Annotated in this window: 27 protein-coding genes; 16 read left to right on the top strand and 11 right to left on the bottom strand. The window is 64.0% G+C overall.

The window, feature by feature from the left end:
- Positions 1–22 precede the first annotated feature (22 nt).
- The 9 genes from BMX67_RS06660 to recR all read left to right on the top strand — a co-directional run bounded on the left by BMX67_RS06660 (position 23) and on the right by recR (position 10394).
- Entirely contained in the window at positions 23–1624 is a 1602-nt protein-coding gene (locus BMX67_RS06660) for a peptide ABC transporter substrate-binding protein (protein ID WP_090733458.1), read from the top strand.
- Between the two features lie 97 nt (positions 1625–1721).
- A complete protein-coding gene (gene oppB / locus BMX67_RS06655) occupies positions 1722–2645 on the top strand; it encodes an oligopeptide ABC transporter permease OppB (RefSeq protein WP_090733456.1) in 924 nt (307 codons plus the stop codon).
- A 3-nt stretch (positions 2646–2648) separates the two neighbouring features.
- Positions 2649–3575 carry an ABC transporter permease subunit gene (locus tag BMX67_RS06650; protein ID WP_090733455.1) on the top strand — a complete coding sequence of 309 codons (927 nt, stop codon included), beginning with the start codon at positions 2649–2651 and terminating at the stop codon, positions 3573–3575.
- A 1-nt stretch (position 3576) separates the two neighbouring features.
- Positions 3577–4680: an oligopeptide/dipeptide ABC transporter ATP-binding protein gene (locus BMX67_RS06645; RefSeq protein WP_090733454.1), complete on the top strand. Its 1104-nt coding sequence runs from the start codon at positions 3577–3579 to the stop codon at positions 4678–4680.
- The gene (locus BMX67_RS06640) at positions 4673–5698 is read left to right on the top strand and encodes an oligopeptide/dipeptide ABC transporter ATP-binding protein (protein ID WP_090733452.1); all 1026 of its coding nucleotides are present in this window, start codon (positions 4673–4675) and stop codon (positions 5696–5698) included. The genes BMX67_RS06645 and BMX67_RS06640 overlap by 8 nt, the downstream gene beginning before the upstream one ends.
- Position 5699: 1 nt before the next feature.
- Positions 5700–7550: an ABC transporter ATP-binding protein gene (locus tag BMX67_RS06635; RefSeq protein ID WP_090733451.1), complete on the top strand. Its 1851-nt coding sequence runs from the start codon at positions 5700–5702 to the stop codon at positions 7548–7550.
- A 94-nt stretch (positions 7551–7644) separates the two neighbouring features.
- Positions 7645–9441, top strand: a complete 1797-nt coding sequence (locus tag BMX67_RS06630; RefSeq protein WP_090733564.1) for a DNA polymerase III subunit gamma/tau — start codon at positions 7645–7647, stop codon at positions 9439–9441.
- Positions 9442–9445: 4 nt separating this feature from the next.
- The gene (locus BMX67_RS06625; protein WP_090733449.1) at positions 9446–9790 is read left to right on the top strand and encodes a YbaB/EbfC family nucleoid-associated protein; all 345 of its coding nucleotides are present in this window, start codon (positions 9446–9448) and stop codon (positions 9788–9790) included.
- 4 nt (positions 9791–9794) lie between these two features.
- The gene (recR, locus tag BMX67_RS06620) at positions 9795–10394 is read left to right on the top strand and encodes a recombination mediator RecR (protein WP_090733448.1); all 600 of its coding nucleotides are present in this window, start codon (positions 9795–9797) and stop codon (positions 10392–10394) included.
- A gap of 102 nt (positions 10395–10496) precedes the next feature.
- Here recR and BMX67_RS06615 read toward each other — a convergent pair whose 3' ends face one another.
- Complete coding sequence (locus tag BMX67_RS06615) at positions 10497–10949, bottom strand: Hsp20 family protein (RefSeq protein WP_090733446.1); 453 nt, start codon at positions 10947–10949, stop codon at positions 10497–10499.
- A gap of 213 nt (positions 10950–11162) precedes the next feature.
- Here BMX67_RS06615 and BMX67_RS06610 point away from each other — a divergent pair, with 213 nt between their 5' ends.
- Positions 11163–11924, top strand: a complete 762-nt coding sequence (locus tag BMX67_RS06610; protein WP_090733445.1) for a DUF599 domain-containing protein — start codon at positions 11163–11165, stop codon at positions 11922–11924.
- Here the strand turns inward: BMX67_RS06610 and BMX67_RS06605 are convergent.
- Positions 11845–13029: an MFS transporter gene (locus tag BMX67_RS06605; RefSeq protein WP_090733444.1), complete on the bottom strand. Its 1185-nt coding sequence runs from the start codon at positions 13027–13029 to the stop codon at positions 11845–11847. The genes BMX67_RS06610 and BMX67_RS06605 overlap by 80 nt on opposite strands.
- A 104-nt stretch (positions 13030–13133) precedes the next feature.
- On the bottom strand, positions 13134–13532 hold the full coding sequence (locus tag BMX67_RS06600; RefSeq protein WP_090733442.1) for a hypothetical protein: 399 nt from the start codon (positions 13530–13532) through the stop codon (positions 13134–13136).
- 54 nt (positions 13533–13586) lie between these two features.
- Here BMX67_RS06600 and BMX67_RS06595 point away from each other — a divergent pair, with 54 nt between their 5' ends.
- Positions 13587–14360, top strand: coding sequence for an alpha/beta fold hydrolase (locus BMX67_RS06595; RefSeq protein WP_090733441.1), 774 nt, complete (start codon positions 13587–13589; stop codon positions 14358–14360).
- Here the strand turns inward: BMX67_RS06595 and BMX67_RS06590 are convergent.
- From BMX67_RS06590 to BMX67_RS06575, 4 genes are all read right to left on the bottom strand, one after another.
- A complete protein-coding gene (locus BMX67_RS06590; protein WP_090733440.1) occupies positions 14357–14680 on the bottom strand; it encodes a hypothetical protein in 324 nt (107 codons plus the stop codon). The genes BMX67_RS06595 and BMX67_RS06590 overlap by 4 nt on opposite strands.
- Before the next feature lie 43 nt (positions 14681–14723).
- On the bottom strand, positions 14724–15086 hold the full coding sequence (gene zapA, locus BMX67_RS06585) for a cell division protein ZapA (RefSeq protein WP_090733439.1): 363 nt from the start codon (positions 15084–15086) through the stop codon (positions 14724–14726).
- A complete protein-coding gene (locus tag BMX67_RS06580) occupies positions 15086–15640 on the bottom strand; it encodes a hypothetical protein (protein WP_175479830.1) in 555 nt (184 codons plus the stop codon). Before BMX67_RS06580 ends, zapA begins: the two co-directional genes overlap by 1 nt.
- 105 nt (positions 15641–15745) lie before the next feature.
- Positions 15746–17503: a BCCT family transporter gene (locus tag BMX67_RS06575; RefSeq protein WP_090733437.1), complete on the bottom strand. Its 1758-nt coding sequence runs from the start codon at positions 17501–17503 to the stop codon at positions 15746–15748.
- Between the two features lie 228 nt (positions 17504–17731).
- Here BMX67_RS06575 and BMX67_RS06570 point away from each other — a divergent pair, with 228 nt between their 5' ends.
- The 5 genes from BMX67_RS06570 to ade all read left to right on the top strand — a co-directional run bounded on the left by BMX67_RS06570 (position 17732) and on the right by ade (position 22772).
- Positions 17732–18388, top strand: a complete 657-nt coding sequence (locus tag BMX67_RS06570; protein WP_090733435.1) for a potassium channel family protein — start codon at positions 17732–17734, stop codon at positions 18386–18388.
- On the top strand, positions 18385–19740 hold the full coding sequence (locus BMX67_RS06565) for a TrkH family potassium uptake protein (protein WP_411958090.1): 1356 nt from the start codon (positions 18385–18387) through the stop codon (positions 19738–19740). Before BMX67_RS06570 ends, BMX67_RS06565 begins: the two co-directional genes overlap by 4 nt.
- Before the next feature lie 45 nt (positions 19741–19785).
- The gene (hisB, locus tag BMX67_RS06560) at positions 19786–20373 is read left to right on the top strand and encodes an imidazoleglycerol-phosphate dehydratase HisB (RefSeq protein WP_090733434.1); all 588 of its coding nucleotides are present in this window, start codon (positions 19786–19788) and stop codon (positions 20371–20373) included.
- Complete coding sequence (hisH, locus tag BMX67_RS06555; protein WP_090733433.1) at positions 20373–21002, top strand: imidazole glycerol phosphate synthase subunit HisH; 630 nt, start codon at positions 20373–20375, stop codon at positions 21000–21002. The genes hisB and hisH overlap by 1 nt, the downstream gene beginning before the upstream one ends.
- Before the next feature lie 75 nt (positions 21003–21077).
- Complete coding sequence (gene ade, locus BMX67_RS06550) at positions 21078–22772, top strand: adenine deaminase (protein WP_090733431.1); 1695 nt, start codon at positions 21078–21080, stop codon at positions 22770–22772.
- A 102-nt stretch (positions 22773–22874) separates the two neighbouring features.
- Here ade and BMX67_RS06545 read toward each other — a convergent pair whose 3' ends face one another.
- The 4 genes from BMX67_RS06545 to rpsB all read right to left on the bottom strand — a co-directional run bounded on the left by BMX67_RS06545 (position 22875) and on the right by rpsB (position 26860).
- Complete coding sequence (locus BMX67_RS06545; RefSeq protein ID WP_090733430.1) at positions 22875–24341, bottom strand: aldehyde dehydrogenase family protein; 1467 nt, start codon at positions 24339–24341, stop codon at positions 22875–22877.
- A 52-nt stretch (positions 24342–24393) separates the two neighbouring features.
- On the bottom strand, positions 24394–24978 hold the full coding sequence (locus BMX67_RS06540; RefSeq protein WP_090733428.1) for a (d)CMP kinase: 585 nt from the start codon (positions 24976–24978) through the stop codon (positions 24394–24396).
- Between the two features lie 141 nt (positions 24979–25119).
- Positions 25120–25998: a translation elongation factor Ts gene (gene tsf / locus BMX67_RS06535; protein ID WP_090733427.1), complete on the bottom strand. Its 879-nt coding sequence runs from the start codon at positions 25996–25998 to the stop codon at positions 25120–25122.
- 82 nt (positions 25999–26080) lie between these two features.
- Entirely contained in the window at positions 26081–26860 is a 780-nt protein-coding gene (gene rpsB, locus BMX67_RS06530) for a 30S ribosomal protein S2 (protein WP_175479829.1), read from the bottom strand.
- Between the last annotated feature and the right edge of the window lie 21 nt (positions 26861–26881).

Raw genomic sequence — 26881 nt, 5'->3', positions numbered from 1 at the left:
CTCAACTTGGAGGAGTTGCCTCGTGACGAAACTTTTCGCAACGACCGCGCTGGTCGCCTCGCTTGCCATGCCCGCCTTTGCCGTCCAACCGGCCGAGGGCGAGACGCTGGCAGAAAATCAGGTCTATAACTTCTGGCTGCTGGACGCGATCAAATCGGTCGATCCGGCCAAGAACACCGATGTCGAAGGTTCCGACGTGCTGCGTCAGCTGTTCGAAGGGCTGATGAATGAAGACGAAAAGGGCGCGATGGTGCCCGGCGTCGCCGAAAGCTTTGAGGAAAGCGACGACAAGCTGACCTACACCTTCACGCTGCGCGACGCGAAATGGTCGAATGGCGAACCGGTGACCGCAGGCGATTTCGTCTATGCCTGGCAGCGCGCCGTGAATCCCGAAACCGCGTCCGAATATGCGTGGTTCATGGAATTGATGAACATCGTCAATGCCACCGACATCGTGAAGGGCGAAAAGGCCCCCGAGGAACTGGGCGTGAAGGCGATCGACGACAAGACGCTGGAAGTCACGCTGACGACGCCGACCCCCTATTTCATCAAGACGCTGTCCCATGCCACGACCTTCCCGGTGCCGCAGAAGGTGATCGAGGAATATGGCGACGCATGGACCCAGCCCGGCAATCTGGTCGGCAATGGCGCCTTCGTCCTGACCGGGCACAATCTGGGCGTCGACATCACGATGGAAAAGAACCCCGAATACTGGGACGCCGAGAATGTCGTGATGCAGACCGTCAAGGGCATCACCGTCAATGACAACAATGTCGCGCTGACCCGCTATCAGGCAGGGGAACTGGACCGCGTCGACATTCCCGCGGGTCAGTATCCGCGCCTGTCGCAAGAGGCACCGGACGAGGCGATCTCGATGCCCTATGCCTGTTCCTATGCCTATGTCTACAACGTCTCGGACAAGGGCCCCGAGGCGCTGAAGGATGTCCGCGTCCGCGAGGCGCTGTCGCTTGCGCTGAACCGCGACATCATCGTCAACAACGTCCTGCAGGGCGGCCAGAAACCGGCCACCACCTGGACCCATTGGGCGATCGAGGGCTTTGACCAGCCCGAGACCGAACTGGCGACCCTGAGCCAGGAAGAAAAGAACACCCGCGCACAGGAATTGCTGGCCGAGGCCGGCTACGGTCCCGACAACCCGATCTCGCTGACGCTGCAATACAACACCGACGAGAACCACAAGAAGCTGGCCATCGCGGCACAACAGTTCTGGAAGCCGCTTGGCGTCAATATCACGCTGAACAATGTCGAATGGAAAGTGCATACCGACCGCCTGCAGAACCAGGATTTCGACATTGCCCGCTATGCGTGGTGCGGCGATTACAACGAGGCCTCGACCTTCCTCGACTGGTTCCGCACGGATGGCTACAACAGCGGCAAATGGTCGAATGCCGAATATGACCAGCTGATGGTCGATGCCAAGACCGCCGAGGATACCGGCCCGATCTATACCCGCGCCGAAGAGATCCTGGCCGAAGAGGTTCCGGCAGCCTTCGTCTACCACTATGCCTCGGTCGACATGATCAGCCCCAAGATCAAGGGCTTGCCGACCGAAAACGTGCTGAACGCGTGGTACGCCAAGGATCTGTATCGCCTGGCCGACTGATCGCGGCCCGATCAATCACCTTGCCGGGAGGGGGATTGCCCCCTTCCGGTTTTGCGTCATAGACGCTTAACTTTCCTTTGCAGGGAGGCTGCACGCGATGTTCGCATATATCATGCGGCGCTTGGCGGTGGCGGTACCCACGCTGCTGTTGCTGATCGTCTTTTCCTTCATCCTGATGCATCTGGCACCGGGCGGGCCGTTCACGCAGGAACGCGAATTGCCGCCGCAGGTCCTGGCCAATCTGAATGCCAAATACGGGCTGGACGACCCGCTTTGGAAACAGATCATCAACTATATCTGGGGCATCGTCGCGCATTTCGATTTCGGGCCCAGCTTTGTCTATCCCGACCGCAGCGTGAACGAACTGATCGCCGCGGGCTTTCCGGTGACGCTGACCTATGGCTCGCTGGCCTTCGTGGCGGCCGTGGCGATGGGGGTCGGTCTGGGCGTGGTTGCCGCGATCTGGCACAACAGCTTTCTTGACTATCTGGCGGTCGGCATCTCGATCGGCGCGCAGGTTCTGCCGAATTTCGTGATGGCGCCGATCCTCGTGCTGATCTTCACGCTGTGGTACGGGCTGTTGCCCGGCGGCGGCTGGTCGTTCTACGATCCCAGCTTCTGGATCATGCCGGTGATCGCGCTTGGCACCAGCTACATGGCCTCGATCGCGCGGATCACGCGCTCGGCCATGCTGGAGGTTCTGGGCAGCAACCATATCCGCACCGCCCGCGCCAAGGGGATGCCGGAACATCGCGTCATCCTGCGCCATGCGCTGAAACCCGCAATGCTGCCGGTGATCAGCTATCTGGGTCCGGTTTTCGTGTCGATGATCACCGGGTCGGTCGTGATCGACATCTATTTCTCGACCGGAGGGATCGGAAAGGCCTTTGTGGATTCGGCCCTGAACCGGGATTATGCGGTGATGATGGGCGTGACCATTCTGGTCGGTGCGCTGACCATCCTGTTCAACCTTATCGTCGATGTGCTTTACGCGTGGATCGACCCGAAGATCAGGTACTGAGCCATGGTCATTCAGCAAGACAAGATGCAATCCCTTGCCGCCCGCATGGCGCAGGACGAGGTGAAGGGCCGCAGCCCCTGGGCCGACGCGCGCAAGCGGTTCTTCCGCAACAAGGCCGCGATGACCGGGCTGATCATCCTGATCGCGGTGGCGCTGTTCGCGTTGCTGGGTGGGTATTTCGCGCAATGGTCGAACGAGGATCTGGACTTTACCGTCATGGGTCAGGTCGCCACCATGGGCGCCCCCTCGCTGGAAAACGGGCATTATTTCGGCACCGATGATCTGGGCCGCGATCTGTTTGCCCGCACCGTTCAGGGCACCCAGATCAGCCTGATGGTCGGCATCGTCGGCGCGGCCATCGCCGTGATCGTCGGCACGCTTTACGGCGCGACCGCGGGCTATGTCGGCGGGCGCACCGATCAGATCATGATGCGGGCCGTCGATATCCTGATGTCGATCCCGTATATGTTCGTGCTGATCCTGCTTCTGGTGATGTTCGGACGCTCGATCGCGATGCTGTTTCTGGGCATCGGGCTGATTTCCTGGCTGGACATGAGCCGCATCGTGCGCGGTCAGACCCTGTCCCTGAAGAACCGCGAATTCATCGAGGCCGCGCGTGCGACCGGCGTTCCGTCATGGAAGATCATCCTGCGCCATATCGTGCCGAACCTTCTGGGCGTGGTGGCGGTCTATGCCACGCTGCTGGTGCCGCTGATGATCCTGACCGAAAGCTTCATCAGCTTTCTTGGACTTGGGGTGCAGGAACCGCTGACCAGTTGGGGCGCGCTGATTTCGGAAGGTGCGGGCACGATGAACTATGGCACATTGTGGCAGCTGGCCTTCCCGCTGTTCTTCTTTGTCATCACGCTGTTCGGCTTTTTCTTCGTGGGTGATGGCCTGCGCGACGCACTTGACCCGAAGGATCGTTGATATGGCCCTGCTGGAAATAGACAATCTGTCCGTCCGCTTTGCCACCAATGACGGCGAGGTGCAGGCGGTCAATCAGGTGAACCTGTCGGTAGATCCGGGCGAAACGCTTGGCATCGTCGGCGAATCCGGGTCGGGCAAATCGCAGCTGTCCTTCGCGCTGATGGGGCTTCTGGCCAAGAACGGTCGTGCCAGCGGCAGCGTGCGTTTCGACGGGCAGGAAATCCTGAACGCCCCGCCCAAGGTCCTGAACAGAATCCGCGCGGAAAAGATCGCGATGATCTTTCAAGACCCGATGACCTCGCTGAACCCTTACATGCGGGTGTCGGACCAGATGGCCGAGGTGCTGACCCTGCACAAGGGCATGTCCAAACGGCAGGCCGTCGCCGAGGCAGTGCGGATGCTGGAGGCGGTGAAGATCCCCGATGCGAAGGGGCGCGTGCGGCTGTATCCGCATGAATTTTCGGGCGGTATGCGTCAGCGGGTGATGATCGCGATGGCGCTGCTGTGCCGTCCGCAACTGCTGATCGCGGATGAGCCGACGACCGCGCTGGATGTCACGGTGCAGGCCCAGATCATGACGCTGCTGGCCGATCTGCAACGCGAATTCGGCATGGCCATGATCCTGATCACCCATGATCTGGGTGTCGTGGCCGGGTCCTGCGAACGCGTGGCGGTCATGTATGGCGGCCGCATTCGCGAAACCGGGCCGGTCGGGCCGCTGTTTGCCGAACCCGCGCATCCCTATACGCAGGGCCTGCTGCACGCGATCCCGCGCATCGACCAACAGGGCGAGGAACTGGCCGCGATCCCCGGATCGCCGCCCAACATGACCCATCCGCCCGCAGGCTGCGCCTTTGCGCCGCGCTGCCCCTATCGCCGCGAGCGCTGCGACGATCAGCGTCCGCCACTGGAAGGCTTCGCGCCAGACCGCGCGCGTGCCTGTTTCGCGCCCCTCGCAGATGTGCTGGCGGGCCGCGAAACCGTGCGCGTCGCGGATCTGGATGCCGCCCTTGGCGATCAACAGGACGACCAGCCCATGCCCGAAGCCGCCATCGCAGGCGCCGGCATGGCGGGCGCCCCCAGCAAGGTGGATACACATGACTAAGCCCCTGCTTGATGTGCGCGATCTGCGCGTGACCTTTCAGATCCGTCGCGAAGGCGCGATGCCCTGGAGCGCGCCCACGCCGCTGCATGCGGTGGGCGGCGTCGATTTCAGCCTGAACCCCGGCGAGACGCTGGGGGTCGTGGGCGAATCCGGCTGCGGGAAATCCACGTTGGCGCGGGCGCTGATCGGTCTGGTTCCGGCGACGGGCCGGGCCGAATGGATCGACAGCAAGGATCTGGTCGCGATGACCCCGCGCCAGATGATGCGCTATCGCAGCGATATCCAGATGGTGTTTCAGGACCCTCTGGCCAGCCTGAACCCGCGCATGACCGTGGGCCAGATCATCGCCGAGCCGCTGAAGACCCATCGCCCCGGCCTGTCCTCGGCCGAGGTCAAGACCCGCGTCAAGGCGATGATGGAAAAGGTCGGGCTGCTCCCCAACCAGATCAACCGCTATCCCCATGAATTCAGCGGCGGGCAATGTCAGCGCATCGGCATCGCCCGCGCCCTGATCGTCGAGCCGAAGCTGATCATCTGCGACGAACCCGTCAGCGCGCTGGATGTGTCGATCCAGGCGCAGGTGATCAATCTGCTGATCCGGTTGCAGAAGGAACTGGGGCTGGCCCTTGTTTTCATCGCCCACGACCTGTCGGTGGTCAAACATATCAGCGACCGGGTGATGGTCCTGTATCTGGGCAAGGTGATGGAAATCGGCAGTTCGGACGATCTGTTCGCCGATCCCCAGCACCCCTACACGCAAGCGCTGTTATCCGCGGTGCCGGTGCCCGATCCCGACCATGACGTCGCGGGTTCGGTCGTGCCGCTGTCGGGCGATCTGCCGTCGCCGATGAACCCGCCATCGGGTTGCGTCTTTCGCACAAGGTGCCCCCGTGCGCAGGCCGCCTGCGCCGAACAGGTGCCCGCATTGATGGGTCAGGATCACCGGACCGCCTGCCATTTCCCCGGCCCCCTGACCGAGGAAGAGATCGCGCGCGCCCGCAAGACCGAGGCCGCCTGACATGGCCGCGCCCGACGGCGGAACCAGCTATCGGGCGCGGTGGGCGGCGCTGAAGAACATCCCGCCCTTTCTGCGCATGGTCTGGCAGGCCAGCCCCGTCCTGACCGTCGCCATGATCCTGCTGCGGCTGATCCGCGCCCTGCTGCCGATTTCGATGCTGTGGCTGGGCAAGCTGATCATCGACGAGGTGGTGCGCCTGCTGGCCCTGCCCGACACGCCGCAAACGCTGATCGCGTGGTGGCAATCGGGGTTGGCCGACCATCTGATCCTGCTGATGCTGGCGGAACTGGGGCTGGCGCTGGCCTCGGACATTTTCGGGCGGCTGGTCAGCTATGCCGACACCCTGTTGCAGGAACGGCTGGTGATTTCGCTGTCGATGCGGCTGATGGACCACGCCGCCGATCTGGACCTGGCCAGTTTCGAGGATGCGGGCTTTCAGGACAGGCTGGACCGCGCCCGCCGTCAGACGATGGGGCGGATTCCCTTGGTCGGGCAGATCATGCAACAATTGCAGGACGGCGTCACCGTCGCCAGCTTTGCCGCCGGTCTGATCGCCTATAATCCGTGGCTGGTCCTGCTGCTGGCGGTCGCGCTGATCCCGACGCTGATCGGGCAGATGCATTTCAACGCGGCACTTTACGACATGAACTGGCGGCGCGCGCCCGAACGGCGGCAACGCGACTATCTGCGCATGATCGGCGCCACCGCCGAGACCGCGAAAGAGGTCAAGATCTTTGGCCTGAACCGGTTCCTGCGCGACCGCTATCTGGACCTGGCCGAGCGTTTCTACGCCGAGAACCGCGTCATCAACCGCCGCCAGCTGATCACGCTGGCGCTGCTGACCGGGATCGGCACGATCTGCTATTATGGCGCCTATCTGTGGATCATCGGATCGACCCTGACCGGGCAATTGTCGATCGGCGATCTGACCTTCCTGTCCGGCAGTTTTCTGCGGATGCGCGGCCTGATCGAGGGTCTGCTGTCGTCCTTTTCCAGCATGGCCGGGCAGGCGATGTATCTGGACGACCTGTACCGCTTTTTCGACGAGGAACCGGCCATCGCCTCGCCCGCGCGGCCCCTGCCCGTCCCGACCCCGATCCGGCAGGGGATCAGCTTCCACGATGTCGGATTCCGCTATCCCGGTTCCGACCGTTGGGCGGTGCGCGACCTGTCCTTTCACCTTGGCGCCGGCGAAAGCGTTGCGCTGGTGGGTGAAAACGGCGCGGGCAAGACGACCATCGTGAAACTGCTGGGCCGCCTTTACGACCCGACCGAAGGGCGCATCCTGCTGGATGGGCGCGACCTTCGCGATTACGATCTGGATCAGCTGCGCGCCAGCGTCGGCATCGTGTTTCAGGATTTTGTCCGCTACGCCATGACCGCCGCCGACAATATCGCCACCGGCCGGATCGAAGCACGCGCCGACCGGTCGCGCATCACCACCGCCGCCGAACGCGCCATGGCCGATCAGGTGATCGCCAAACTACCCGAAGGCTATGACCAGATGGTCGGCAAGCGTTTCGCCCGCGGGGTCGAGCTGTCGGGCGGTGAATGGCAGAAATTGGCGATCGCGCGGGCCTATATGCGCGACGCCCAGTTGCTGGTCCTGGACGAACCGACCGCCGCGCTGGATGCGCGCGCCGAATACGAGGTGTTTCAGCGGTTCAAGGATCTGACCAAGGGTCGCAGCGCCCTGCTGATCTCGCACCGATTTTCCAGCGTCCGCATGGCCGACCGGATCATCGTGCTGGCGGATGGCAAGGTCGAGGATCAGGGCACGCATGACGATCTGATGACCCGCGCCGGCCGCTATCGCGAATTGTTCGACCTTCAGGCGCAGGGCTATCGGTGAAGGGTCGCTGATCGGGCGCCGATCGGGACAGTCAAGCCCTTGTCGCCCCTGCCCGCAAAGGATAGCTTCGGGCGACATGCGCACGGACCCATCGATGACGGCAACAGAAGATCCCAGCAACCAATCGGCAGCCTATCAGGTTCTGGCCCGGAAATACCGGCCCGAGACCTTTGCCGATCTGGTCGGTCAGGACGCGATGGTCCGCACGCTGAAGAATGCCTTTGCCGCCGACCGCATCGCCCAGGCCTTCATCATGACCGGCATTCGCGGGACCGGGAAAACCACCACCGCGCGGATCATCGCCAAGGGCATGAACTGCATCGGCCCCGACGGTCAGGGTGGTCCCACCACCGAACCCTGCGGCGTCTGCGAACATTGCAAGGCGATCAGCGAAGGCCGCCATGTGGATGTGCTGGAAATGGACGCGGCCTCGCGCACCGGCGTGGGCGATATCCGCGAAATCATCGAAAGCGTGCATTACCGGGCGGCCTCGGCCCGCTACAAGATCTATATCATCGACGAAGTTCACATGCTGTCCACCAGCGCCTTCAACGCGCTGCTGAAGACGCTGGAGGAACCGCCCCCCCATGTGAAATTCATCTTCGCCACGACCGAAATCCGCAAGGTGCCGGTCACGGTGCTGTCGCGCTGTCAGCGATTTGACCTGCGCCGGATCGAACCCGAGGTGATGATCGAGCTGCTGCGCCGCATCGCGGGCGGCGAGAACGCGCAGATCACCGACGACGCACTGGCCCTGATCACGCGCGCCGCCGAAGGCAGCGCCCGCGACGCGACCAGCCTTCTGGATCAGGCGATCAGCCATGGTGCGGGCGAAACCACCGCCGATCAGGTCCGCGCGATGCTGGGCCTTTCCGATCGTGGCCGGGTGATCGACCTGTTCGACATGATCCTGCGCGGCGATGCGGCCTCGGCGTTGACCGAATTGCAGTCGCAATATGCCGATGGGGCCGATCCGGTAGCCGTGCTGCGCGATCTGGCCGAGATCACGCATTGGGTGTCTGTCGTGAAGATCACGCCAGAGGCGATCGAGGATCCGACCGTATCGCCCGATGAACGGACGCGCGGGCAGGACCTGGCCGAAAAGCTGCCGATGCGCGTGCTGACCCGCCTGTGGCAGATGCTGCTGAAGGCATTGGAAGAGGTCTCGGCGGCGCCGAATGCGATGATGGCCGCCGAAATGGCGATCATCCGCCTGACCCATGTCGCCGACCTACCCGACCCCGAAGCGCTGATCCGCAAGGTACAGCAATCTCAGGCCGCGGGTGATTTCGCCCGCCAGAACGCACCCGCCGGTCAAGCCCCCGCACAGGCGCCGCGCGCCGCGCGCCCCGCACCTGCGGTCAGCGTCTCGCGTTCGGGAACAGCGGCGGCGCTGGCGGTGTCCCCCGATGCCTTCGCGGCCTTTCCCGATTTCGCCTCGGTGCTGGATCTGATCCGCCGCATGGGCGACATGCTGTTGTTGGTGCAGGTCGAAAACCATGTCGGACTGGTCCGCTACAGCCCTGGCCGAATCGAATTCGAACCTCGTGGTAACGCCCCCGCGGATCTGGCCCAGAAGCTCGGCGAACGCCTTCGCGGCTGGTGCGGCGGTCAGCGTTGGGCCGTCACCATCAGCAGCGGCGGCGCCCCCACCATCGCCGAAACGCGCGAGGCGCAGATGCAGGCCGACCGCAAACGCGCACTGGATCTGCCCATCGTACAGCAGGTCATGGCCGCCTTTCCCGGCGCCAGATTGAAAACCGTCAGCCGGATCGCCCCCGACCCGGCCGAAACGCAGGACGTCGCAGCCGAAGGCGCTGTGAACCCCCATGACACACAGGGCCCCCTCGCCGAAGTCGAGGAATGGGACCCGTTCGAAGACGAGGATTAAGATAATGTTCAAGGGATTGGGCGGACTTGGCGACATGACCAAGATGATGAAAGCCGCCAAGGACATGCAGGATCGCATGCAGAAACTTCAGGAAGATCTGGAACGGATGACCGTCACGGGCGAATCCGGCGCGGGTCTCGTCAAGGCCACCGCGACCGCCAAGGGCGAACTGACCGCGCTGGATATCGACCCCTCGATTTTCCAACCCACCGAAAAAGAGGTGGTCGAGGATCTGATCCTTGCCGCCATCAAGGACGCACAGCGCAAGGCGCAGGAAAAATCGCAATCCGAAATGTCGCGGATCACGCAGGAACTGGGCCTGCCCGCGGATATGAAACTGCCGTTCTGATCCCATGACCGAAGGCAGCGACGACATTCAGGCGCTGATCGCGCTGATGGCGCGGCTGCCCGGCCTTGGCCCACGCTCTGCGCGGCGCATTGTCCTGTCACTGATCCGCAAGCGCGCGGGTCAGATGACGCAGCTCGCACAGCTTCTCGACAGCGTCGCGACAAGTTCGCGCGAATGCCTGACCTGCGGCAATATCACCGATCGCGACGAATGCGCCATCTGTACCGATCCCGCACGCGCCAATGGCGAGATCTGTGTTGTTCAGGATGTGGCCGACCTTTGGGCACTTGAACGCGGCAACGCCTTTCGGGGTCGCTACCACGTGCTCGGCGGCACGCTGTCCGCGCTCGACGAAATCGGTCCCGACGATCTTGGCATCCCGGCGCTGATCGACCGCATCCACCGCGACGGCATCTCCGAGGTGATTCTGGCGCTGAACGCAACCGTCGACGGCCAGACCACCGCACATTACATCGCCGACGCGTTGGCCGACAGTAAGGTCTCCGTCACCGGCCTCGCCCAGGGCGTTCCCATCGGCGGAGAGCTTGACTACCTCGACGACGGCACGATCAGCGCCGCTCTTCGCGCCCGCCGCCGCATATGACAAAGGGCCGCGCCTCTGCGCAGCCCTGTTCTTCTTTGCCGAAATACCCTGCAGGGGGTCTGGGGGATGCAAAATCCCCCAGCCATCGCGGGACGCAAAAAATCAGGCGTCCAGCTTCTCGACCTTGGGGGCGGCCTTCGCGATCTCGATCCGGCGCGGTTTCAGCGCCTCGGGAATTTCGCGAACCAGATCGATATTCAGCATGCCATCGACATGGCTGGCACCTTCGACCCGCACGTGATCCGCCAGCGTGAATTTGCGCTCGAACGCGCGGGTGGCGATGCCGCGATGCAGAAAGCTGCGCCCCTCATCTTCGTCGGACTTCCTGGCCGACACGATGACGGCGCCATCGCGCATCTCGACATTCAGATCATCGGCACCAAATCCGGCCACGGCGATCGCGATGCGATAGGTGTCCTCGCCGGTTTTTTCGATATTGTAAGGGGGATAGGTCGGGGCAGAGACATCCGCCGACAACGTCCGGTCCATCACATCAGCCAGACGGTCAAAACCGACCGAGGCACGATAAAGCGGGGTCAGGTCAAAACTACGCATAGTGTACATCCTTATCCAAGCGATGTTGTCAGGCCCCCCGATCATCGGGCGGGCGATGCGCCGGCGCCATTTTGGCCGCCGACAGATTTGATATGGACGCGGGAAAGCACCTTTCAAGCCCCCTGCTCAGAAAATCCGCACCCTGAAACGCGTCCGAATGACAGCTAGGAAATGGCGCTTTTTCGCGCGGGGCTGCGCGCGTAAGAAGGTGACATGGACAGTTTCATCTCACGCTTTTCGGCGCTGACATTTGCCGATCTTGCAGCCGTCGCGCTGATCTTTTCCGCCTGGATCGGCATCGGCTGGTTCACCGAACATCCGCCGGCGGGAAAACCCTCGGTTTCGGTGCTGATGAAACGATTTCGGCGCGAATGGATGCGCCAGTTCATCACGCGAGAGCCGCGCATCTTCGACGGCAACATCCTGACGACCCTGCGCGAAGGCACGGCATTTTTCGCCTCGGCCTGCATGATCGCGATCGGCGGCGCGCTGGCGCTGCTCAGCAATACCGATCAACTGCGCGGGCTGGTCCAGGATCTTGAACTGGATCGCGGCACGGCCCTGTTGTGGGAACTGAAACTGCTGCTGCCCACCTTCTTCGTGGTCAACGCCTTCCTGAAATTCGTCTGGTCGCACCGCCTGTTCGGCTATTGCGCGATCCTGATGGCCGCGGTCCCCAATCAGCATGACGACCCGAATGCGATACCGCGCGCCGATCAGGCGGCGGATCTGAACATCACCGCCGCGCGCAGCTTCAATGCAGGTCTTCGCAGCGTCTATTTCGCGCTGGGGGCGCTTGGCTGGCTGGCGGGCGCGGCGGGGCTGATCGCCACCGCGCTTCTGGTCCTGTTCATCACCTGGCGGCGCGAATTCGCCTCGGCCTCGCGCCGGGCGATCATGCGCAGTCTGCCGCCGCCGCACCTGCCCGTTCATGTCGAATTGCCAGCCAAAGCACCAGCGCCCCGGCAGCCGTAAAGCCCAGGCCCACGATCCCCGGCGCCTGCCAGCCGAACCCCGCGGCCAGCGCCGCACCGGCGGCAAGCGGTCCCAGACCGTTGGCGGCATTGAAGGCGGCGTGGTTCATGGCAGCCGCCATGTTCTGCGCCTCGCCCGCGACATCCATCAGCCGCGTCTGCAACGGGATCACCAACCCGGCCCCGGCCGCCAGAAGGAAAGAGGACAGCATCATCAGCACCCAATCGCCCACCACCCACGCGGCGAAACCCTGGGTCACGGCCATCGCCGCAAAGCTGATAAAGGCGGCGCGGATCTGGCCCAGACGCTCGGTCACGCGACCAGAAACCCACGTCCCGAGGGTTCCGCCGACCCCGAACAGGCCCAGGGTCACCGGAATGGCCCAGCCCGGCGCATCGGTCGTTGCCAGCATCGCGGCCGTCAGGAAGGAATAGACGGCAAACAGCCCGCCGAAACCGATCGCGCCCACGGCCAGAACCCACAGGACGCGCGGATTGCGCAGCGCGGCCAGTTCGTCCCACGGGCGGGCATCCGGGTTACCCCCGACGCGCGGCGCCAGCTTCAGGATCGCATAGGCCGAGATCAGCGCCAGAACCCCCGGCAAGGCAAAGCCCCAGCGCCAGCCGATCCCCTGACCCAGGGCCCCCGCCAATGGCACGCCGGCGATATTGGCGATCGTCAGGCCCATGATGATCTGGGCCGCGCCCCGCGCACGCTGCGACCTGGGCAGCGCGTCGGCCGCATACAGCATCGCCACACCCAGAAATCCGCCATGCGGCAAGCCGGCCAGAAAGCGCATCGAGGTCAGCGCGGCAAACCCCGGCAGCGCCGCCGCCAGAAGGTTCATCAGCCCGTAAAACGCCATCAGCGCGGCCAGATAGCGGCGGCGCGGCAGCTTGGCCCCCAGAATCGAGGTGACCGGCGCGCCCACCACAACCCCGAAGGCATAGGCACTGATCACATGCCCGGCCTGCGATTCGTTCAGGCCCAGATCCCCGGCGAAATAGGGCAGCAGCCCCATCGCCGCGAATTCCGAGGTGCCGATGGCAAATGATCCAAGGGCCAACGCCAGAATGGCGGGCCGCATGTTGCGGGTGTCAGACATGGCGCGTTCCTGTCGAATGATGTTAGCGTTAAATCACGCCGAAACGTCGCATTTGCAAGCCGGTTCAGGTGGTCAGCAGCCCTGCACGGACTGCAACCCGCAACCTATAGCCGACCGCTGCGGACTGCCAGCCAGATCATCGCGCCCGCCAGCACCAACAGGCCGAAGGCCACCGAGGCCGCGAAATTCAGGGTGCTGTTCCGCCAGCGGCTGATCTGCCCCAAAGGCTCAAGATGCTTGGTCAGTTGCTGATAGGCGCGGCTGACGGCGGCCAGATCGACCTGCCGCCCCAGCTTGGGCTGCGCAGCCATGCGATCGGCCTGCGCCAGAAACCTGGCGGGTTTGCGCAGCCGTCCGGGCAGCGCACCGCCGCGACGGCGCAGCATCAGGTCCAGCTGGGGATGTTCGCCGCGGCGGGCGCCCCCAAGGCGGTCGGCCATCAGCCGGGCCACATCATCGGCCATGTTGCGGATATCCGCGATATTTTGCGCGTCCCTGCCCATGTCGCAACCATAGAGGGGATGGCGCCCGCCCGCCAGAGGTCATAACCTGCCGCCATGAAACTTCAGCACGATATCACCGGCTCTGACACGGGCCTGCCCGTCCTTCTGGTTCACGGCCTGTTCGGTCAGGGACGCAATCTGGGCGCCATTGCGCGCAGGCTGGCCGACACGCGGCGGGTCGTTACCGTCGATCTGCGCAATCACGGCGACAGCCCGCATAGCGACGACAACAGCTATGCCGCGCTGGCCGGTGATCTGGCCGAACTAATCGAGGATCTGGGCGGCAAGGTGGATCTGGCAGGCCACTCGATGGGGGGCAAGGCCTCGATGGTGCTGGCGCAGACGCGGCCCGAATTGCTGCGCAAGCTGGCCGTGCTGGATATCGCGCCGATTGCCTATTCCCACAGCCAGAACCATCTGGTCGAGGCGATGCAGGCGATGGACCTGACCGGACTGGACCGACGCAGCACCGCCAATCATCGGCTGGCGGAACGGATTGAGGCACCCGGATTGCGTGCCTTTCTGTTGCAATCGCTGGATCTGAAAACCGATCCGGCGCGCTGGCGGCTGAATCTGCCGGTGCTGCATGAACAGATGTGCGACGTGACCGGCTGGCCCGACGATGTTCCGCGGCAAGAATTCGACGGGCCTGCCCTGTTCGTCGCGGGGGCCGAGTCGGATTATGTCGATCCGGCCGGCGAAGCCGCCATCCGCGCCTATTTTCCGCAGGGGCGCATCATCCGACTGAAGGGCGCGGGCCATTGGTTGCATGCCGATGCGCCGCAGGCGGTCGCCGATACGCTGATCGCCTTCTTCGGCGCGGCCTAGGCACCGTCCAAGGGACTGTCGCAATCCAGATCGAATGTGGCAACGCCGGTATCGCCGGGAATGCCGCTGCGCGCGGTCCATGGGCTGGCGTGGCATCCGGTACCACGCCCGGCCGCGACCAGCAGCTTTGGCAGCAGATCACGTTGCTGTCGAGGCGTCACGGCCGACAGCCGGATGACCTGCGCCTTGTCCTGTTTGCGAAATACGGCAAAGCGCAGCCCGTCAACGGTGACATCCTGCCGCTCGGCCCCCAGAAAACCGGGACCGGGCGAGGCACAGCCGACAAGCAGCAAGACAAGGACGGGAACCAACCAGCGCATGCCCAACCTGTAGCCCGAAACAGGTTAACAGGCGGTGAATGCGTCAGGATTTCTGCTGATCGTCCAGGCGTTCGGCCAGGGATTCGGCGCGTGCCGCCAGTTCGGCCATGGCCTCTTTCAGATCGGCGGGAATGATCGGCACCTCGACCCGCGCGGGGTTCTGCTGCAGTCGGTTGGCCAGACGCTCGGCCTTTTCGGCACGCTCTTCCATGCCGGCAAAACGGTCGGCCAACATCAAGCCCGCCAGCAGCAGCAAGCGTGGTTCGGGCATCCGGCCCGCCTGTTCGACGATCTGGCGCGCCTCGCCGTCCAGCAGGGCTGCGGCACGTTGCAGCAACCGTTCCTCGCCATCCTGCGCGGCAAGACGGTATTCCTTATGTCCGATCTTGAATTCGACCTCGGCCATCACAAGCCCTCATTCTTGGGCGCGTCCCCGGCTTCGGGGACCCCGCCGCCATCGCCGGTGGATTCGGGGGAAACGCTGTCATCAGCGGCCGCCTGATGCGGCGCATCCTGCTGTGCCAGAAGGCGTTCCAGTTCGACCATGATATCGCTCATCTGCGCGATCTCGGCGGCGCGGGCGGCCCGCAGGGCGCCGATTTCGGCCTCCAATGCCTGGCGCAGCGTGTCGCCGCCATCATCGTGATCGACCGCCTGCATCAATTCGCGGTTCGATGCGATCAGGTCGTCATTGGCGGTGACCAGCCGCACGGCCTCGTCCGCGGCGGCGGCCAGACGGGTGCGCGCCTCGGCCAATTGCGCCTCGACCGGGCCCTGACGATCCTCGCGCAGTGCCGCAAGTTCAGCGGCTAAGCGATTGTTTTCAGACACAAGATCCTGAATCTGCGCGTCGTCCGTCGGCACGGGCGCGGCGGCGGGGCGGATGCCCGCCTCAAGGATCTGGTCAATACGGTCCAGCGCGGCGCTGAGGCGGCGTTCACTGGCGGCGATGTCGCTCATAACGTCGGTCCCTTGATACGATTTCATCGGTTGTCGCACCGCCTGCGCGATAAAACAAGAACGGGCGGGAAAATCCCGCCCGTTCCGATGCTTGTTCAGGCCTGTTCAGGCAAGTTCCCGCCGCTCGGCCATCAGGCCCTTCACGATGGCATAACAGGCGCCCAGCAGGACGATGGTGAATGGCAGACCCGTGGACACGGCCATGGCCTGCAACGCGCCAAGCCCACCGCCCAGCAGCAATGCGATGGCGACGATGCCCTCGATCCCGCACCAGAACACGCGCTGCGGCACGGGCGAGTTCACCTTGCCCCCCGCCGAGATCGTGTCGATCACCAGACTGCCCGAGTCCGAAGAGGTGACGAAGAACACGATCACAAGCACGATCCCAATAAAGCTGGTGATCGCGGTCAGCGGCAATTGCGCCAGCATCTCGAACAGTTTCAGTTCCAGCGCCGCGTCCGAGATCGTGCTGACCCCGTCCAGTGTCAGGCTGATGGCAGTGCCACCCAGCGCGGTCATCCACAGAACCGAAATCAGCATCGGCACGATCAGCACGGCGATCAGGAACTGCCGCACGGTGCGACCGCGGCTGACGCGGGCGATGAACATGCCGACAAAGGGTGACCAGCTGATCCACCACGCCCAGTAGAACGCGGTCCAGCCGCTGCGGAAGTTGTCATCGGTGCGGCCAAACGGGTTCGACAGCGGGATCAGGTCACGTGCATAGGCGCCCAGATTGCCGAAGAAGCCCGAAATGATCGCCCAGGTCGGGCCGACGATGATGACAAAGCCCAGCAACAGGAAGGCCAGCACCATGTTGATTTCCGATAGCCGCTTCACGCCCTTTTCCACGCCCAGCACGACCGAACAGGTCGCGACGCCGGTGATGCACAGGATCAGGATCACCTTGGTCAGGTTGTCCGCGGGCAGACCGAACAGGAAGTTCAGACCCGCAGTCGCCTGTTCGGCGCCCAGACCCAACGAAGTCGCCAGACCGAACAGCGTCGCCAGCACGGCCAGCACGTCGATAATGTGCCCCGGCGTTCCCCAGATCCGTTCCCCGAAGATCGGATAGAAGACCGAGCGCAGCGTCAGCGGCAGGCCCTTGTTATAGGCAAACAGCGCCAGTGCCAGCGCGACGACGGCATAGATGCCCCAGGGATGCAGGCCCCAGTGGAAGATCGTCGCGGCCATGCCCAGACGACGGGCGGCCATCTCGTCGCCCTCGGCGCCGTTCAGCGGCGCCCAGTCGGTGCGAACGCCATCTTCCATCGTGACGCCGCCCAGTGCCGTATCGAAATGGCTCATCGGTTCGCTGACGCCATAGAACATCAGGCCAATGCCCATACCTGCGGCGAACAGCATCGCGAACCAGCCCGTCAGGCTGAAATCCGGCGTGGCCTCGGGACCGCCCAGACGCACGCTGCCAAGAGGGCTGAAGATCAGGAACAGACTCAGCAGCACAAAGACATTGCCCGCCAGCAGGAAGAACCAGTCCAGATTGGAGGTCAGCGAATCGCGCAGACCGTTGAACACGGGTTCCAGTTGGGTCGGGAACAACAGCGTCACGACGGTGAACAGAACGACCGCCACCGCCGAGATCCCGAAGACGGGGTTGTGGACGTCAAAGGCGAAGGGCATCCGCCCCTCGATATTGTTCTGGCCGATTTCATAATCGGTATCAATGATCTGAGTAGGCCCTTCGGGCGCGGGCAGCGCCTCGACTTCCGGTTCCGGCGCAGGCTCGGGGTCCGGTTCAAAGCGCCCACTCAGCGCATCGCGTTCACGGCGCGGATCGCCGGGCTGCCCCTTGTGACCCTTGTGCGGGCGTTTCGGGGGTTGATTTGGAGGAAGATCTGACATTCGTCCCTTTCTCGTCTTTTGTCTTCGATCGGGTCGGACCGGCGAAAGCGGGTTCCCGCCGGAAAGCCGGGCTTATTTCACATTTACATCAGAAAGGCGAATCCGGCCGGAAAGTTCCTTGAAAGCGCCGCATGATGTCCAAAACACGACCTCGCGGAGGGATATCTTGACGAGGCGGAAACCCGGACGCAGTATCCGCGACGTTTTGGCAGCCCCCCGGAGGACCAATTGGGCAGGCAACAACGCAGCTTCGTCGTCATCGGCCTTGGCGCCTTTGGCAGCGTGGTCGCAACCGAACTGGCGCGCTTTGGCAATCGCGTTCTGGGCATCGACCAGGATCATCGCCGCGTGGCCATGCTGGCCGAACAGCTGTCGAATGTGGTGATCCTGGACGCGACCGATGAAGGTGCGCTGCGCGAGGCTGGCGTGGATCGCTATGATGTGGGGCTGGTGTCGATCGGGAACGATCTGGAATCCAGCATCATCGCCACGATGAACCTGCGCCTGATCGGTCTGGACGCCGTCTGGGCCAAGGCTGAAAGCCGGACCCATCACCGCATCCTGTCAAAGATCGGCGCGGACCGTGTCCTTTTGCCGGGGCTGGAGATGGGCCGCCATGCCGCGCAGATGCTGAACAACCCCGCCGTTCAGGACTATGTCGCGCTGGGGAACGGCTATTCGGTGGTGAACCTTCTGATCCCGGAACGGCTGAAGGGTCGCAAGCTGTCGGATCTGCAGATCGACAAGGGCATCGTCACGCTGGGAATGATGCGCGGCACCGAATATGTCGACCTGTCGCAACGCGATCCCGTCCTGATGACAAATGACCGCCTGCTGCTGCTGGGACGGCGGGTCGAGTTGACGCAGTTCGGCGACCGGTTGTGATCAGGCCACTGCAACGGACCCGCCGTGCCTTTGCGCGCTGGCTGGGCCATACCGCACCGCCCGCCGTTCTGGCGGTTCTGTACATGGTGCTGATCCTGATCGGGGCGCTGCTGCTGTTGCTGCCGCCTATGGCGCATACGCCCCTGACGCCAAGCGAGGCGCTGTTCACCTCGACCTCGGCGGTGACGGTGACCGGGCTGTCGGTGATCGATGTCGAACATGCGCTGACCTTCTGGGGGCAGCTGGTTCTGGCGGTGCTGATCCATCTGGGCGGGCTGGGGCTGATGACCTTCGCGGTTCTGGTGTTCTCGGCCCTTGGGATGCCGCTTGGGATCGCCCATCACGCCTATCTGCGCGAGGATCTGAACCAGACATCCTATGACCGGCTGATGCGGCTGGTGCGGACGATCTTTCGCGTGGTCCTGATGGCCGAGATCGCGGGCGCGATGCTGTTGTGCCTGACCTTCATGCCGCGCACGGGCCTTGGTCCGGGGCTGTGGCACGCGATCTTCCATTCCATCTCGGCCTTCAACAATGCCGGGTTCTCGACCTTTTCATCCGGGCTGACCGAGTACGCCACCGACCCGATCGTGAACGTGGTGATCCCGTTCCTGTTCATCGTCGGGGGCATCGGCTATGTCGTGCTGTCGGATATCTTCAACCGCCGTTTCTGGCATGGCTGGTCGCTGCACACGCGCCTGATGCTGGTGGGGACCGCCGCGCTGATCGTGATCGGGGTCGGGCTGACGGCGCTGCTGGAATGGAACAACCCGCGCACCCTGGGCGCCGAGGACAGCGCCCTTGGCCGCCTGACGATCGCGTGGTTTCAGGGCGTCACCACGCGCACGGCGGGGTTCAACACCACCGATATCGGCGGACTGCACGATTCGACCTCGCTTCTGTATATGGCGCTGATGATGATCGGCGGCGGGCCGACCTCGACCGCGGGCGGGATCAAGGTCACGACGCTGATGGTGATGCTGCTGGCGACGCTGGCCTTCTTTCGCCGCCGGAACGAGATCTGGGCCTTTGGCCGCTCCATCGGTCTGGACGAGGTGCTGAAGGTGATGGCCCTGATCGCCATTGCCGCCGTTCTGGTCTTTACCGCCGTCTTCGTCATGGTCGCCAGCCACGATGGCCATTTCCTTGATATCGGGTTCGAGGTCGCCTCGGCTTTCGGGACCACCGGCCTCAGCCGGGGCTACACCGCCGAGCTGACCGATTTTGGCCGCGGGGTGATCATGGTGGTGATGTTTCTGGGCCGGGTCGGGCCGCTGACCCTTGGTTTTTTCCTTGCCACCCGCGTTACCCCCCGCGTTCGATACCCCGAAGGTCAGGTGCATCTTGGCTGACGCCCCTGCCCGGCCTATAAGGCCCGCGCGACGAAAGGACATCACATGCGCGAAGCGACGATTACCCGCAACACCGCCGAAACGCAGATCGAGGTGACGCTGAACCTCGATGGTACGGGCCGGTATGACAATCAGACGGGCGTCGGGTTCTTCGACCACATGCTGGACCAGCTGTCGCGCCATTCCCTGATCGACATGACGATCCGGGCCACGGGCGACCTGCATATCGACGATCACCACACCGTCGAGGATACCGGGATCGCGATCGGTCAGGCCCTTTGCAAGGCGCTTGGCGACAAGAAGGGCATCCGCCGCTATGGCAGTTTTCTGCTGGCGATGGACGAATCGCTGCTGCGGGCGGCGCTGGATCTGTCGGGGCGGCCCTATCTTGTCTGGAATGTCGATTTTCCGACCGAGAAGATCGGCAGCTTCGACACCCAGCTTGTGCGCGAATTCTTTCAGGCCCTGTCCACGCATGGCGGCATTAGCCTGAATGTCGCGCGGCTGGACGGTTTCAACAGCCACCACATCGCCGAGGCGGCATTCAAGGCCGTTGCCCGCGCCCTGCGCGAAGCGGTCGAGCCGGACCCCCGCATGGCCGGCATCCTGCCCTCGACCAAGGGGGCGCTGTGATGCGCGTCGCGCTGGTCGATTATGACAGCGGCAATCTGCACAGCGCCGAAAAGGCGTTTCAGCTGATGGGCCGCGAAATCGGGGCCGAGGTGCAGGTCACATCTGACCCCGATATTGCCGCCCGCGCGGACCGGATCGTTCTGCCGGGCGACGGCGCATTTCCCGCCTGCCGCACCGCGCTTGGCGAGGTTGACGGCATGGCCGAGGCGCTGCGCGAGGCGGTGCTGGACCGTGGCGTGCCCTTCATGGGGATCTGTGTCGGCATGCAGATGCTGGCGACGACCGGGCATGAATACCGTCCCACCGCCGGGCTTGACTGGATCGGCGGCGAGGTGCAGGCGATCGCCGCGCCGGGCCTGAAGGTGCCGCATATGGGCTGGAACGATCTGGTGATCGACAACCCGCATCCGGTGCTGGACGGGATCAGCACGGGCGATCACGCCTATTTCGTCCATAGCTGGCAGTTCTGCGTCGCCGACCCTGCCCATCTTCTGGCCCATGTCGATTACGGCGGGCCCGTCACGGCAGTCGTGGGCCGCGATAACATCATCGGTACGCAGTTCCACCCCGAAAAATCGCAGGACATCGGCCTGCGCCTGATCGCCAATTTCCTGCGCTGGAAGCCCTGATCGCGGCTTCGGGACTGGACGCGCGGACCGAAACGGGTTTCCCTGTCCGACAGCTTTTGACGGACAAGGGATTCCATGACCAATCTGGAACAACGGATCGCGCAGGCGCGTGGCGACGAAACCGCCGATCTGGTCCTGCGCGGCGGACAGGTTCTTGACCTGATCACCGGGTCCATGATCGCCGGCGATGTCGCGATCTGCGGCGAAGTGATCGTAGGGATCGGTGCCGATTACGACGCGACACGGGTGATCGACGTCACCGGGCTGACGCTGGTTCCCGGCTTCATCGACACGCATCTGCATGTCGAAAGCAGCCTTGTCACCCCGTTCGAATTCGACCGCTGCGTGACCCCGCGTGGCGTCACCACGGCGATCTGCGACCCCCATGAAATCGCCAATGTCATCGGGCTGGACGGCATCCGCTATTTTCAGGCGGCCTCGGAACATCTGCTAATGGATCTGAAGGTGCAGCTGTCAAGCTGCGTCCCCTCGACCGAGATGGAGACCTCGGGCGCACGCATCGACGCCGCCGATCTGGAACAGGTGATGGGCCATCCGTCGAATATCGGTCTGGCCGAGTTCATGAATTACCCCGGCGTCATTCACCGCGATCCCGCCGCGATGGCCAAGCTGCGGCTGTTTCAGGGCGGCCATATCGACGGCCATTGCCCACAGCTGTCGGGCAAGGATCTGAACGCCTATATCGCGGCGGGCATCCGCACCGAACACGAGGCCACGACCGCGGACGAGGCCCTGGAGAAATTGCGCAAGGGGATGCGTGTTCTGATCCGCGAGGGGTCGGTCAGCAAGGATCTGCAGGCATTGCAGCCGGTCCTGAACGACCGCACCGCACCCTATATGTGCCTGTGTACCGATGATCGAAACCCGCTGGACATCGCGGAACACGGGCATCTGGACTATATGATCCGCGAATTGATCGCGCGCGGTTCGCCCGAACTGGCGGTCTATCGCGCGGCCTCGCTTTCTGCGGCCGAGGCGTTCGGGCTTAAGGATCGCGGCCTGGTCGCGCCGGGGCTGCGGGCCGATATCGTCGCGGTGGATGATCTGCGGGGCTGTCACGCGCAACTGGTGTTATGTGGCGGCCGGGTCGTCGATGACGAGGCATTCGCGACGCGGGGTCAGGTGGCGCCGGTCGCGCGTCGATCGGTCAGGGCGCCGGAACTTCAGGCCAAGGACTTTCGCTGTGGTGGCAACCGGACCCGAACCGATGTGATCGGGATCATGGAAGGCAAGATCATCACCCGGCATCTGACCGAGGACATCGCCCCAAGCGATGGCGACAAGCGCCCCGATCCGTCGCGCGACCTGATCCGCATGGCGGTGATCGAGCGCCACGGCAAGAACGGCAATGTCGCGACGGGATTCGTGCAGGGATTCGGGATGCAGCGCGGGGCCATCGCCTCGACCGTGTGCCATGACCACCACAATATCGCCGTGGTCGGCACCGATTACGAAGACATGGCCCTTGCGGCGAACCGTCTGTCGCAGATCGAGGGCGGTTTTGTCGTCGCCGAGGGTGGTCAGATCCTGGCGGAGCTGCCCCTGCCAGTGGCCGGGTTGATGAGCCTGAACCCGTTCGAGACCGTTCGCGACGATCTGACACGTCTGCGCGCGGCGGCCGAGGGGCTGGGCGTGACGCTGGAAGAGCCGTTTCTGCAATTGGCGTTTCTGGCGCTGCCGGTCATTCCCGCGTTGAAGATCACCGATCGCGGCATGGTCGATGTCACCCGGTTCGAGATCATCGCCTGACCCGCCACGCGCCCTTGCCTGCCGCCTGCGGCGGCGGTGGCCGGGGGGCCAGCCCCCCGGACCCCCCGCCCACAGCGCGAAGATGCAGGCGAAATCCGCGACCTAGTCGTGACGGATCACCATCGTCCGGGTGGCGGCAAATTCATAAAGCGCATCAAAGCCCTTTTCGCGACCGTGGCCCGATTTCTTCATCCCGCCGAAGGGCAGCTCGATCCCCCCGCCCGCGCCATAGGCATTCACGAAAACCTGCCCGACCATGATCTGACGCGCCACCCGGATCGCGCGGCTGCCGTCGCGGGACCACACCCCGGCGACCAGACCATATTCTGTATCGTTGGCCAGGGCGATGGCATCCGCCTCATCGACAAAGCCCATGACGGACAGGATCGGGCCGAACACCTCTTGCCGGGCAAGGGGATGGTCGCGTGGCACCGGACCGTAAGCGCGGGGCGCGATGAAATGGCCTCCCGCAGCCGCCGAGGCATCGATCCGCCCTTCGGCGATCAACGGGACGCCGTCGGCATCCGCCTGATCACAGAACCCCTGAACCCGGCCCCGCTGTTTCGCGCTGATCAGCGGCCCAAGATCGTGATCGCCCGCCTGCGGCCCCGCGATCAGCGACGGAAAGCTGTGTTTCAGCCGGTCGATCACCTGCGGCAGGATCGATTGCTGCACCAGCAGACGCGCCCCCGCCGAGCAGGTCTGCCCGGCATTCTGCGTGATCGCTTTCATCACGATCGGCAGGGCCAGATCCAGATCGGCATCCTCGAACAGGATCTGCGGGGATTTTCCGCCCAGTTCCAGCGTGCAGCCGATATGGTTGCCAGCCGCGGCGATCTGAACGGCCGCGCCGATCTCCGGGCTGCCGGTAAAGCTGACGAAATCGATGCCCGGATGCCCTGCAAGGGCCGCCCCCGCCTGATGCCCATAGCCCGGAACGCAGTTCAGCGCCCCGGCGGGCAGACCCGCTTCACGCAGGATCTCGGCCAGGCGCAAAGGCGTCAGGCAGGCCTCTTCGGCAGGCTTCAGGACGCAGGCATTGCCCATCGCCAGCGAGGCGGCAATCGTGCGCCCGAACATCTGCGCGGGATAGTTCCACGGGATGATGTGACCGGTCACGCCGAAGGGCACATGCTCGGTCAGTGCGAAATGCCCGGGCAGGAAGGGGATCGTGTCGCCATGAACCTTGTCAGCCGCACCGCCGTAGAATTCCAGATAACGGGCCGTTGCCTGAATATCGGCCCGCGCCTGCGAAATCGGCTTGCCGGTATCGCGCGCCTCAAGCTGCGACAACTCGTCCGCCGCCTCTTGTACCAACACCGACGCGCGGGTCAGGACGCGGCCACGTTCGGTCGCCGTCAGCGCACCCCATGCGCCCTGAAAGGCCCGCCGGGCCGAGGCGACGGCCGCGTCGATATCAGCCGCATCGCCCGCCGCGATCCGGGTGAAAGCCGTTCCGGTCGCCGGATCGAACACCTCGATCGTCTGGCCGCTGGCGGATGGTTGCCAGGCATTGTCGATGAAAACGCCGTCCGAGGCGGCGACGGGCGATGGTGTGGCGATGTTCATGGGGTCCTCCTTGCGGCAGACCCTCGCGCATCGGCGGGCAGGCCGCAAGGCCCTAGCGGCGCGCGGCCTCGACGATGGCGATGGCGCGGGCGACCGCCTGATCGATGCTCATGTCGCTGGTGTCCAAGACGGCGGCGTCATCGGCGGGACGCAGCGGCGCGGTGGCGCGTTCGCTGTCGCGGCGGTCGCGTTCACGCAGCTGTTCCAGCATCTCGCCGGGATCAGCGTTCAGTTCGGCCGCGCGACGTTCGGCCCGGACCTGATCCGAGGCGATGACATACAGCTTGACCGCGGCATCGGGGCAGATGACCGTGCCGATATCGCGCCCGTCAAGGATCGCGCCGGGGTCCTGCCGGGCAAAACGATGCTGAAAATCGACCAGCGCGGCGCGAACCTCGGGGATGGCGGCGACACGGCTGGCGGCCTGACCGGCCTCGGCGCTGCGCAGGTCGGGGCGGGTCAGATCATCGGCGCACAACCCCTGCGCCGAAGCGATGGGATCGCCGCCCTTGGCCCCCGTCGCACGATAAAGAAGGCCGGTGTCGAGATGATAGAAGCCGAAATGCTGCGCCAGGGCGCGCGAGATCGTTCCCTTGCCCGAGGCGGCAGGCCCGTCGACGGCAATGATGAACGGCATGAGATGGCCCCCTGGCTGCGCGTGAACATGACAGGAAATAGCCCCCCCTTTGCCCGGCTTCAAGACCGCACGAGGCATAGGAAAAGGGCGCCGACCGACTGGCCGACGCCCCTTTTGAACAAGGCGATAGATCGGAAAGGATCAGTTGCCGCCCAGGGTCTTGGCGACCTCGGCTGCGAAATCCTCTTCCTTCTTCTCGATGCCTTCGCCGACGACGACGCGGGCAAAGCCAACAACCTTGGCGCCGGCTGCCTTGGCAGCCTCTTCGACGGTGACGTCGGGGTTGATGACGAATTTCTGACCCAGCAGGGTCACTTCTTCGAAGAATTTCTTCATGCGGCCTTCGATCATCTTCTCGATGACGGCCTCGGGCTTGCCCGATTCACGTGCCTGTTCGGTCAGAACCTGCTTTTCACGCTCGATCAGGGCCGGGTCCAGATCTTCCTGACCCAGCGAGGCGGGCGCGGTCGCGGCGACGTGCATCGCGATCTGACGGCCGATTTCCTCGTCGCCACCTTCCAGACCGACCAGAACGCCGATCTTGCCCATGCCTTCGGCAGCAGCGTTGTGGACATAGGACACGACCAGCGGGGCCTCGACCTTGACCAGGCGGCGCAGGGTCATGTTCTCGCCGATCTTGGCGATCGCGTCGGTCAGCAGTTCCGAAACCGGCTTGCCGTCAACGACTGCGTTGTTCAGTTCTTCGGTGCTGTCCACGCCCAGACCGGCAGCCGCGATCTTGCGGACCATGTTCTGGAATTCTTCGTTCTTGCCAACGAAGTCGGTTTCCGAGTTCACCTCGACGGCAACGCCCTTGCCTTCGCGCACGGCGACAGCAACCAGACCCTCGGCAGCAACGCGGCCCGATTTCTTGGCAGCCTTGGCAAGACCCTTGGTGCGCAGCCAGTCCTGAGCGGCTTCCATGTTGCCGTCATTTTCGGTCAGCGCCTTCTTGGCGTCCATCATGCCTGCGCCGGTCGTTTCGCGCAGTTCCTTCACCATCGCAGCGGTAATCGCCATGATCCGTCTCCTTTGTTCAACACGTCAGGCGGGGCATATCCCCGCCTGACGACAATTCCGTGACTTCCGGGCCGATACCGGATCAGGCCTCGGCTGCGACTTCTTCGCCAGCTTCGTCCAGCAGCTCTTCCGGCGTGTCGGCCAGGGCACCGACGTCAACGCCAGCGGCGCCCATCTGCGCCGACATGCCGTCCAGCGCGGCGCGGCTTGCCAGATCGCAATACAGCGCGATGGCGCGGGCAGCGTCGTCATTGCCCGGGATGATGTAGTCAACGCCTTCGGGCGAGCAGTTGGTGTCGACAACGGCGACGACCGGGATGCCCAGCTTCTTGGCTTCGGCGATGGCCAGGTCTTCCTTGTTCACGTCGATCACGAACAGCAGGTCCGGCAGGCCGCCCATGTCGCGGATACCGCCAAGCGACGCCTGCAGTTTCGACTGCTCGCGCTCAAGGCCCAGACGCTCTTTCTTGGTCATGCCTTCCGCGCCGGCAGCCATGGTTTCGTCGATCGCCTTCAGGCGGTTGATCGACTGGCTGACGGTTTTCCAGTTGGTCAGCGTGCCGCCCAGCCAACGGTGGTTCATGTAGAACTGTGCCGAACGCTCGGCTGCGTCTGCGATGGATTTCTGGGCCTGACGCTTGGTGCCGACGAACAGAACGCGGCCACCCTTGGCGACGGTCTCGCGCACGACCTGCAGAGCAGCGTCCAGCATGGGGACGGTCTGGGTCAGGTCGACGATGTGGATGCCGTTACGCTCGCCATAGATGAACTCGCCCATGCGGGGGTTCCAGCGTTGCGTCTGGTGACCATAGTGAACGCCAGCTTCCAGCAGCTGACGCAGAGAAAATTCGGGAAGCGCCATATCCATGTCCTTTCCGGTTTG

The sequence above is a fragment of the Paracoccus homiensis genome, from assembly GCF_900111675.1.
Taxonomy (GTDB): Bacteria; Pseudomonadota; Alphaproteobacteria; order Rhodobacterales; family Rhodobacteraceae; genus Paracoccus; species Paracoccus homiensis.
The sequence above is the reverse complement of the archived record's forward strand: the minus strand, read 5'-3'. Positions and strand labels throughout refer to the sequence as shown.

Coding starts and splice junctions, on each gene's coding strand:
- rpsB (WP_175479829.1), bottom strand. CDS start 26,860: ATGGCGCTTCCCGAATTTTCTCTGCGTCAGCTGCTGGAAGCTGGCGTT.
- BMX67_RS06590 (WP_090733440.1), bottom strand. CDS start 14,680: ATGCGCTGGTTGGTTCCCGTCCTTGTCTTGCTGCTTGTCGGCTGTGCC.
- recR (WP_090733448.1), top strand. CDS start 9,795: ATGACCGAAGGCAGCGACGACATTCAGGCGCTGATCGCGCTGATGGCG.
- BMX67_RS06595 (WP_090733441.1), top strand. CDS start 13,587: ATGAAACTTCAGCACGATATCACCGGCTCTGACACGGGCCTGCCCGTC.
- BMX67_RS06575 (WP_090733437.1), bottom strand. CDS start 17,503: ATGTCAGATCTTCCTCCAAATCAACCCCCGAAACGCCCGCACAAGGGT.
- tsf (WP_090733427.1), bottom strand. CDS start 25,998: ATGGCGATTACCGCTGCGATGGTGAAGGAACTGCGCGAAACGACCGGC.
- BMX67_RS06650 (WP_090733455.1), top strand. CDS start 2,649: ATGGTCATTCAGCAAGACAAGATGCAATCCCTTGCCGCCCGCATGGCG.
- BMX67_RS06630 (WP_090733564.1), top strand. CDS start 7,645: ATGACGGCAACAGAAGATCCCAGCAACCAATCGGCAGCCTATCAGGTT.
- BMX67_RS06610 (WP_090733445.1), top strand. CDS start 11,163: ATGGACAGTTTCATCTCACGCTTTTCGGCGCTGACATTTGCCGATCTT.
- zapA (WP_090733439.1), bottom strand. CDS start 15,086: ATGGCCGAGGTCGAATTCAAGATCGGACATAAGGAATACCGTCTTGCC.
- ade (WP_090733431.1), top strand. CDS start 21,078: ATGACCAATCTGGAACAACGGATCGCGCAGGCGCGTGGCGACGAAACC.
- BMX67_RS06580 (WP_175479830.1), bottom strand. CDS start 15,640: ATGAGCGACATCGCCGCCAGTGAACGCCGCCTCAGCGCCGCGCTGGAC.
- BMX67_RS06615 (WP_090733446.1), bottom strand. CDS start 10,949: ATGCGTAGTTTTGACCTGACCCCGCTTTATCGTGCCTCGGTCGGTTTT.
- BMX67_RS06645 (WP_090733454.1), top strand. CDS start 3,577: ATGGCCCTGCTGGAAATAGACAATCTGTCCGTCCGCTTTGCCACCAAT.
- BMX67_RS06545 (WP_090733430.1), bottom strand. CDS start 24,341: ATGAACATCGCCACACCATCGCCCGTCGCCGCCTCGGACGGCGTTTTC.
- BMX67_RS06640 (WP_090733452.1), top strand. CDS start 4,673: ATGACTAAGCCCCTGCTTGATGTGCGCGATCTGCGCGTGACCTTTCAG.
- hisB (WP_090733434.1), top strand. CDS start 19,786: ATGCGCGAAGCGACGATTACCCGCAACACCGCCGAAACGCAGATCGAG.
- BMX67_RS06600 (WP_090733442.1), bottom strand. CDS start 13,532: ATGGGCAGGGACGCGCAAAATATCGCGGATATCCGCAACATGGCCGAT.
- BMX67_RS06625 (WP_090733449.1), top strand. CDS start 9,446: ATGTTCAAGGGATTGGGCGGACTTGGCGACATGACCAAGATGATGAAA.
- BMX67_RS06635 (WP_090733451.1), top strand. CDS start 5,700: ATGGCCGCGCCCGACGGCGGAACCAGCTATCGGGCGCGGTGGGCGGCG.
- BMX67_RS06605 (WP_090733444.1), bottom strand. CDS start 13,029: ATGTCTGACACCCGCAACATGCGGCCCGCCATTCTGGCGTTGGCCCTT.
- oppB (WP_090733456.1), top strand. CDS start 1,722: ATGTTCGCATATATCATGCGGCGCTTGGCGGTGGCGGTACCCACGCTG.
- BMX67_RS06540 (WP_090733428.1), bottom strand. CDS start 24,978: ATGCCGTTCATCATTGCCGTCGACGGGCCTGCCGCCTCGGGCAAGGGA.
- hisH (WP_090733433.1), top strand. CDS start 20,373: ATGCGCGTCGCGCTGGTCGATTATGACAGCGGCAATCTGCACAGCGCC.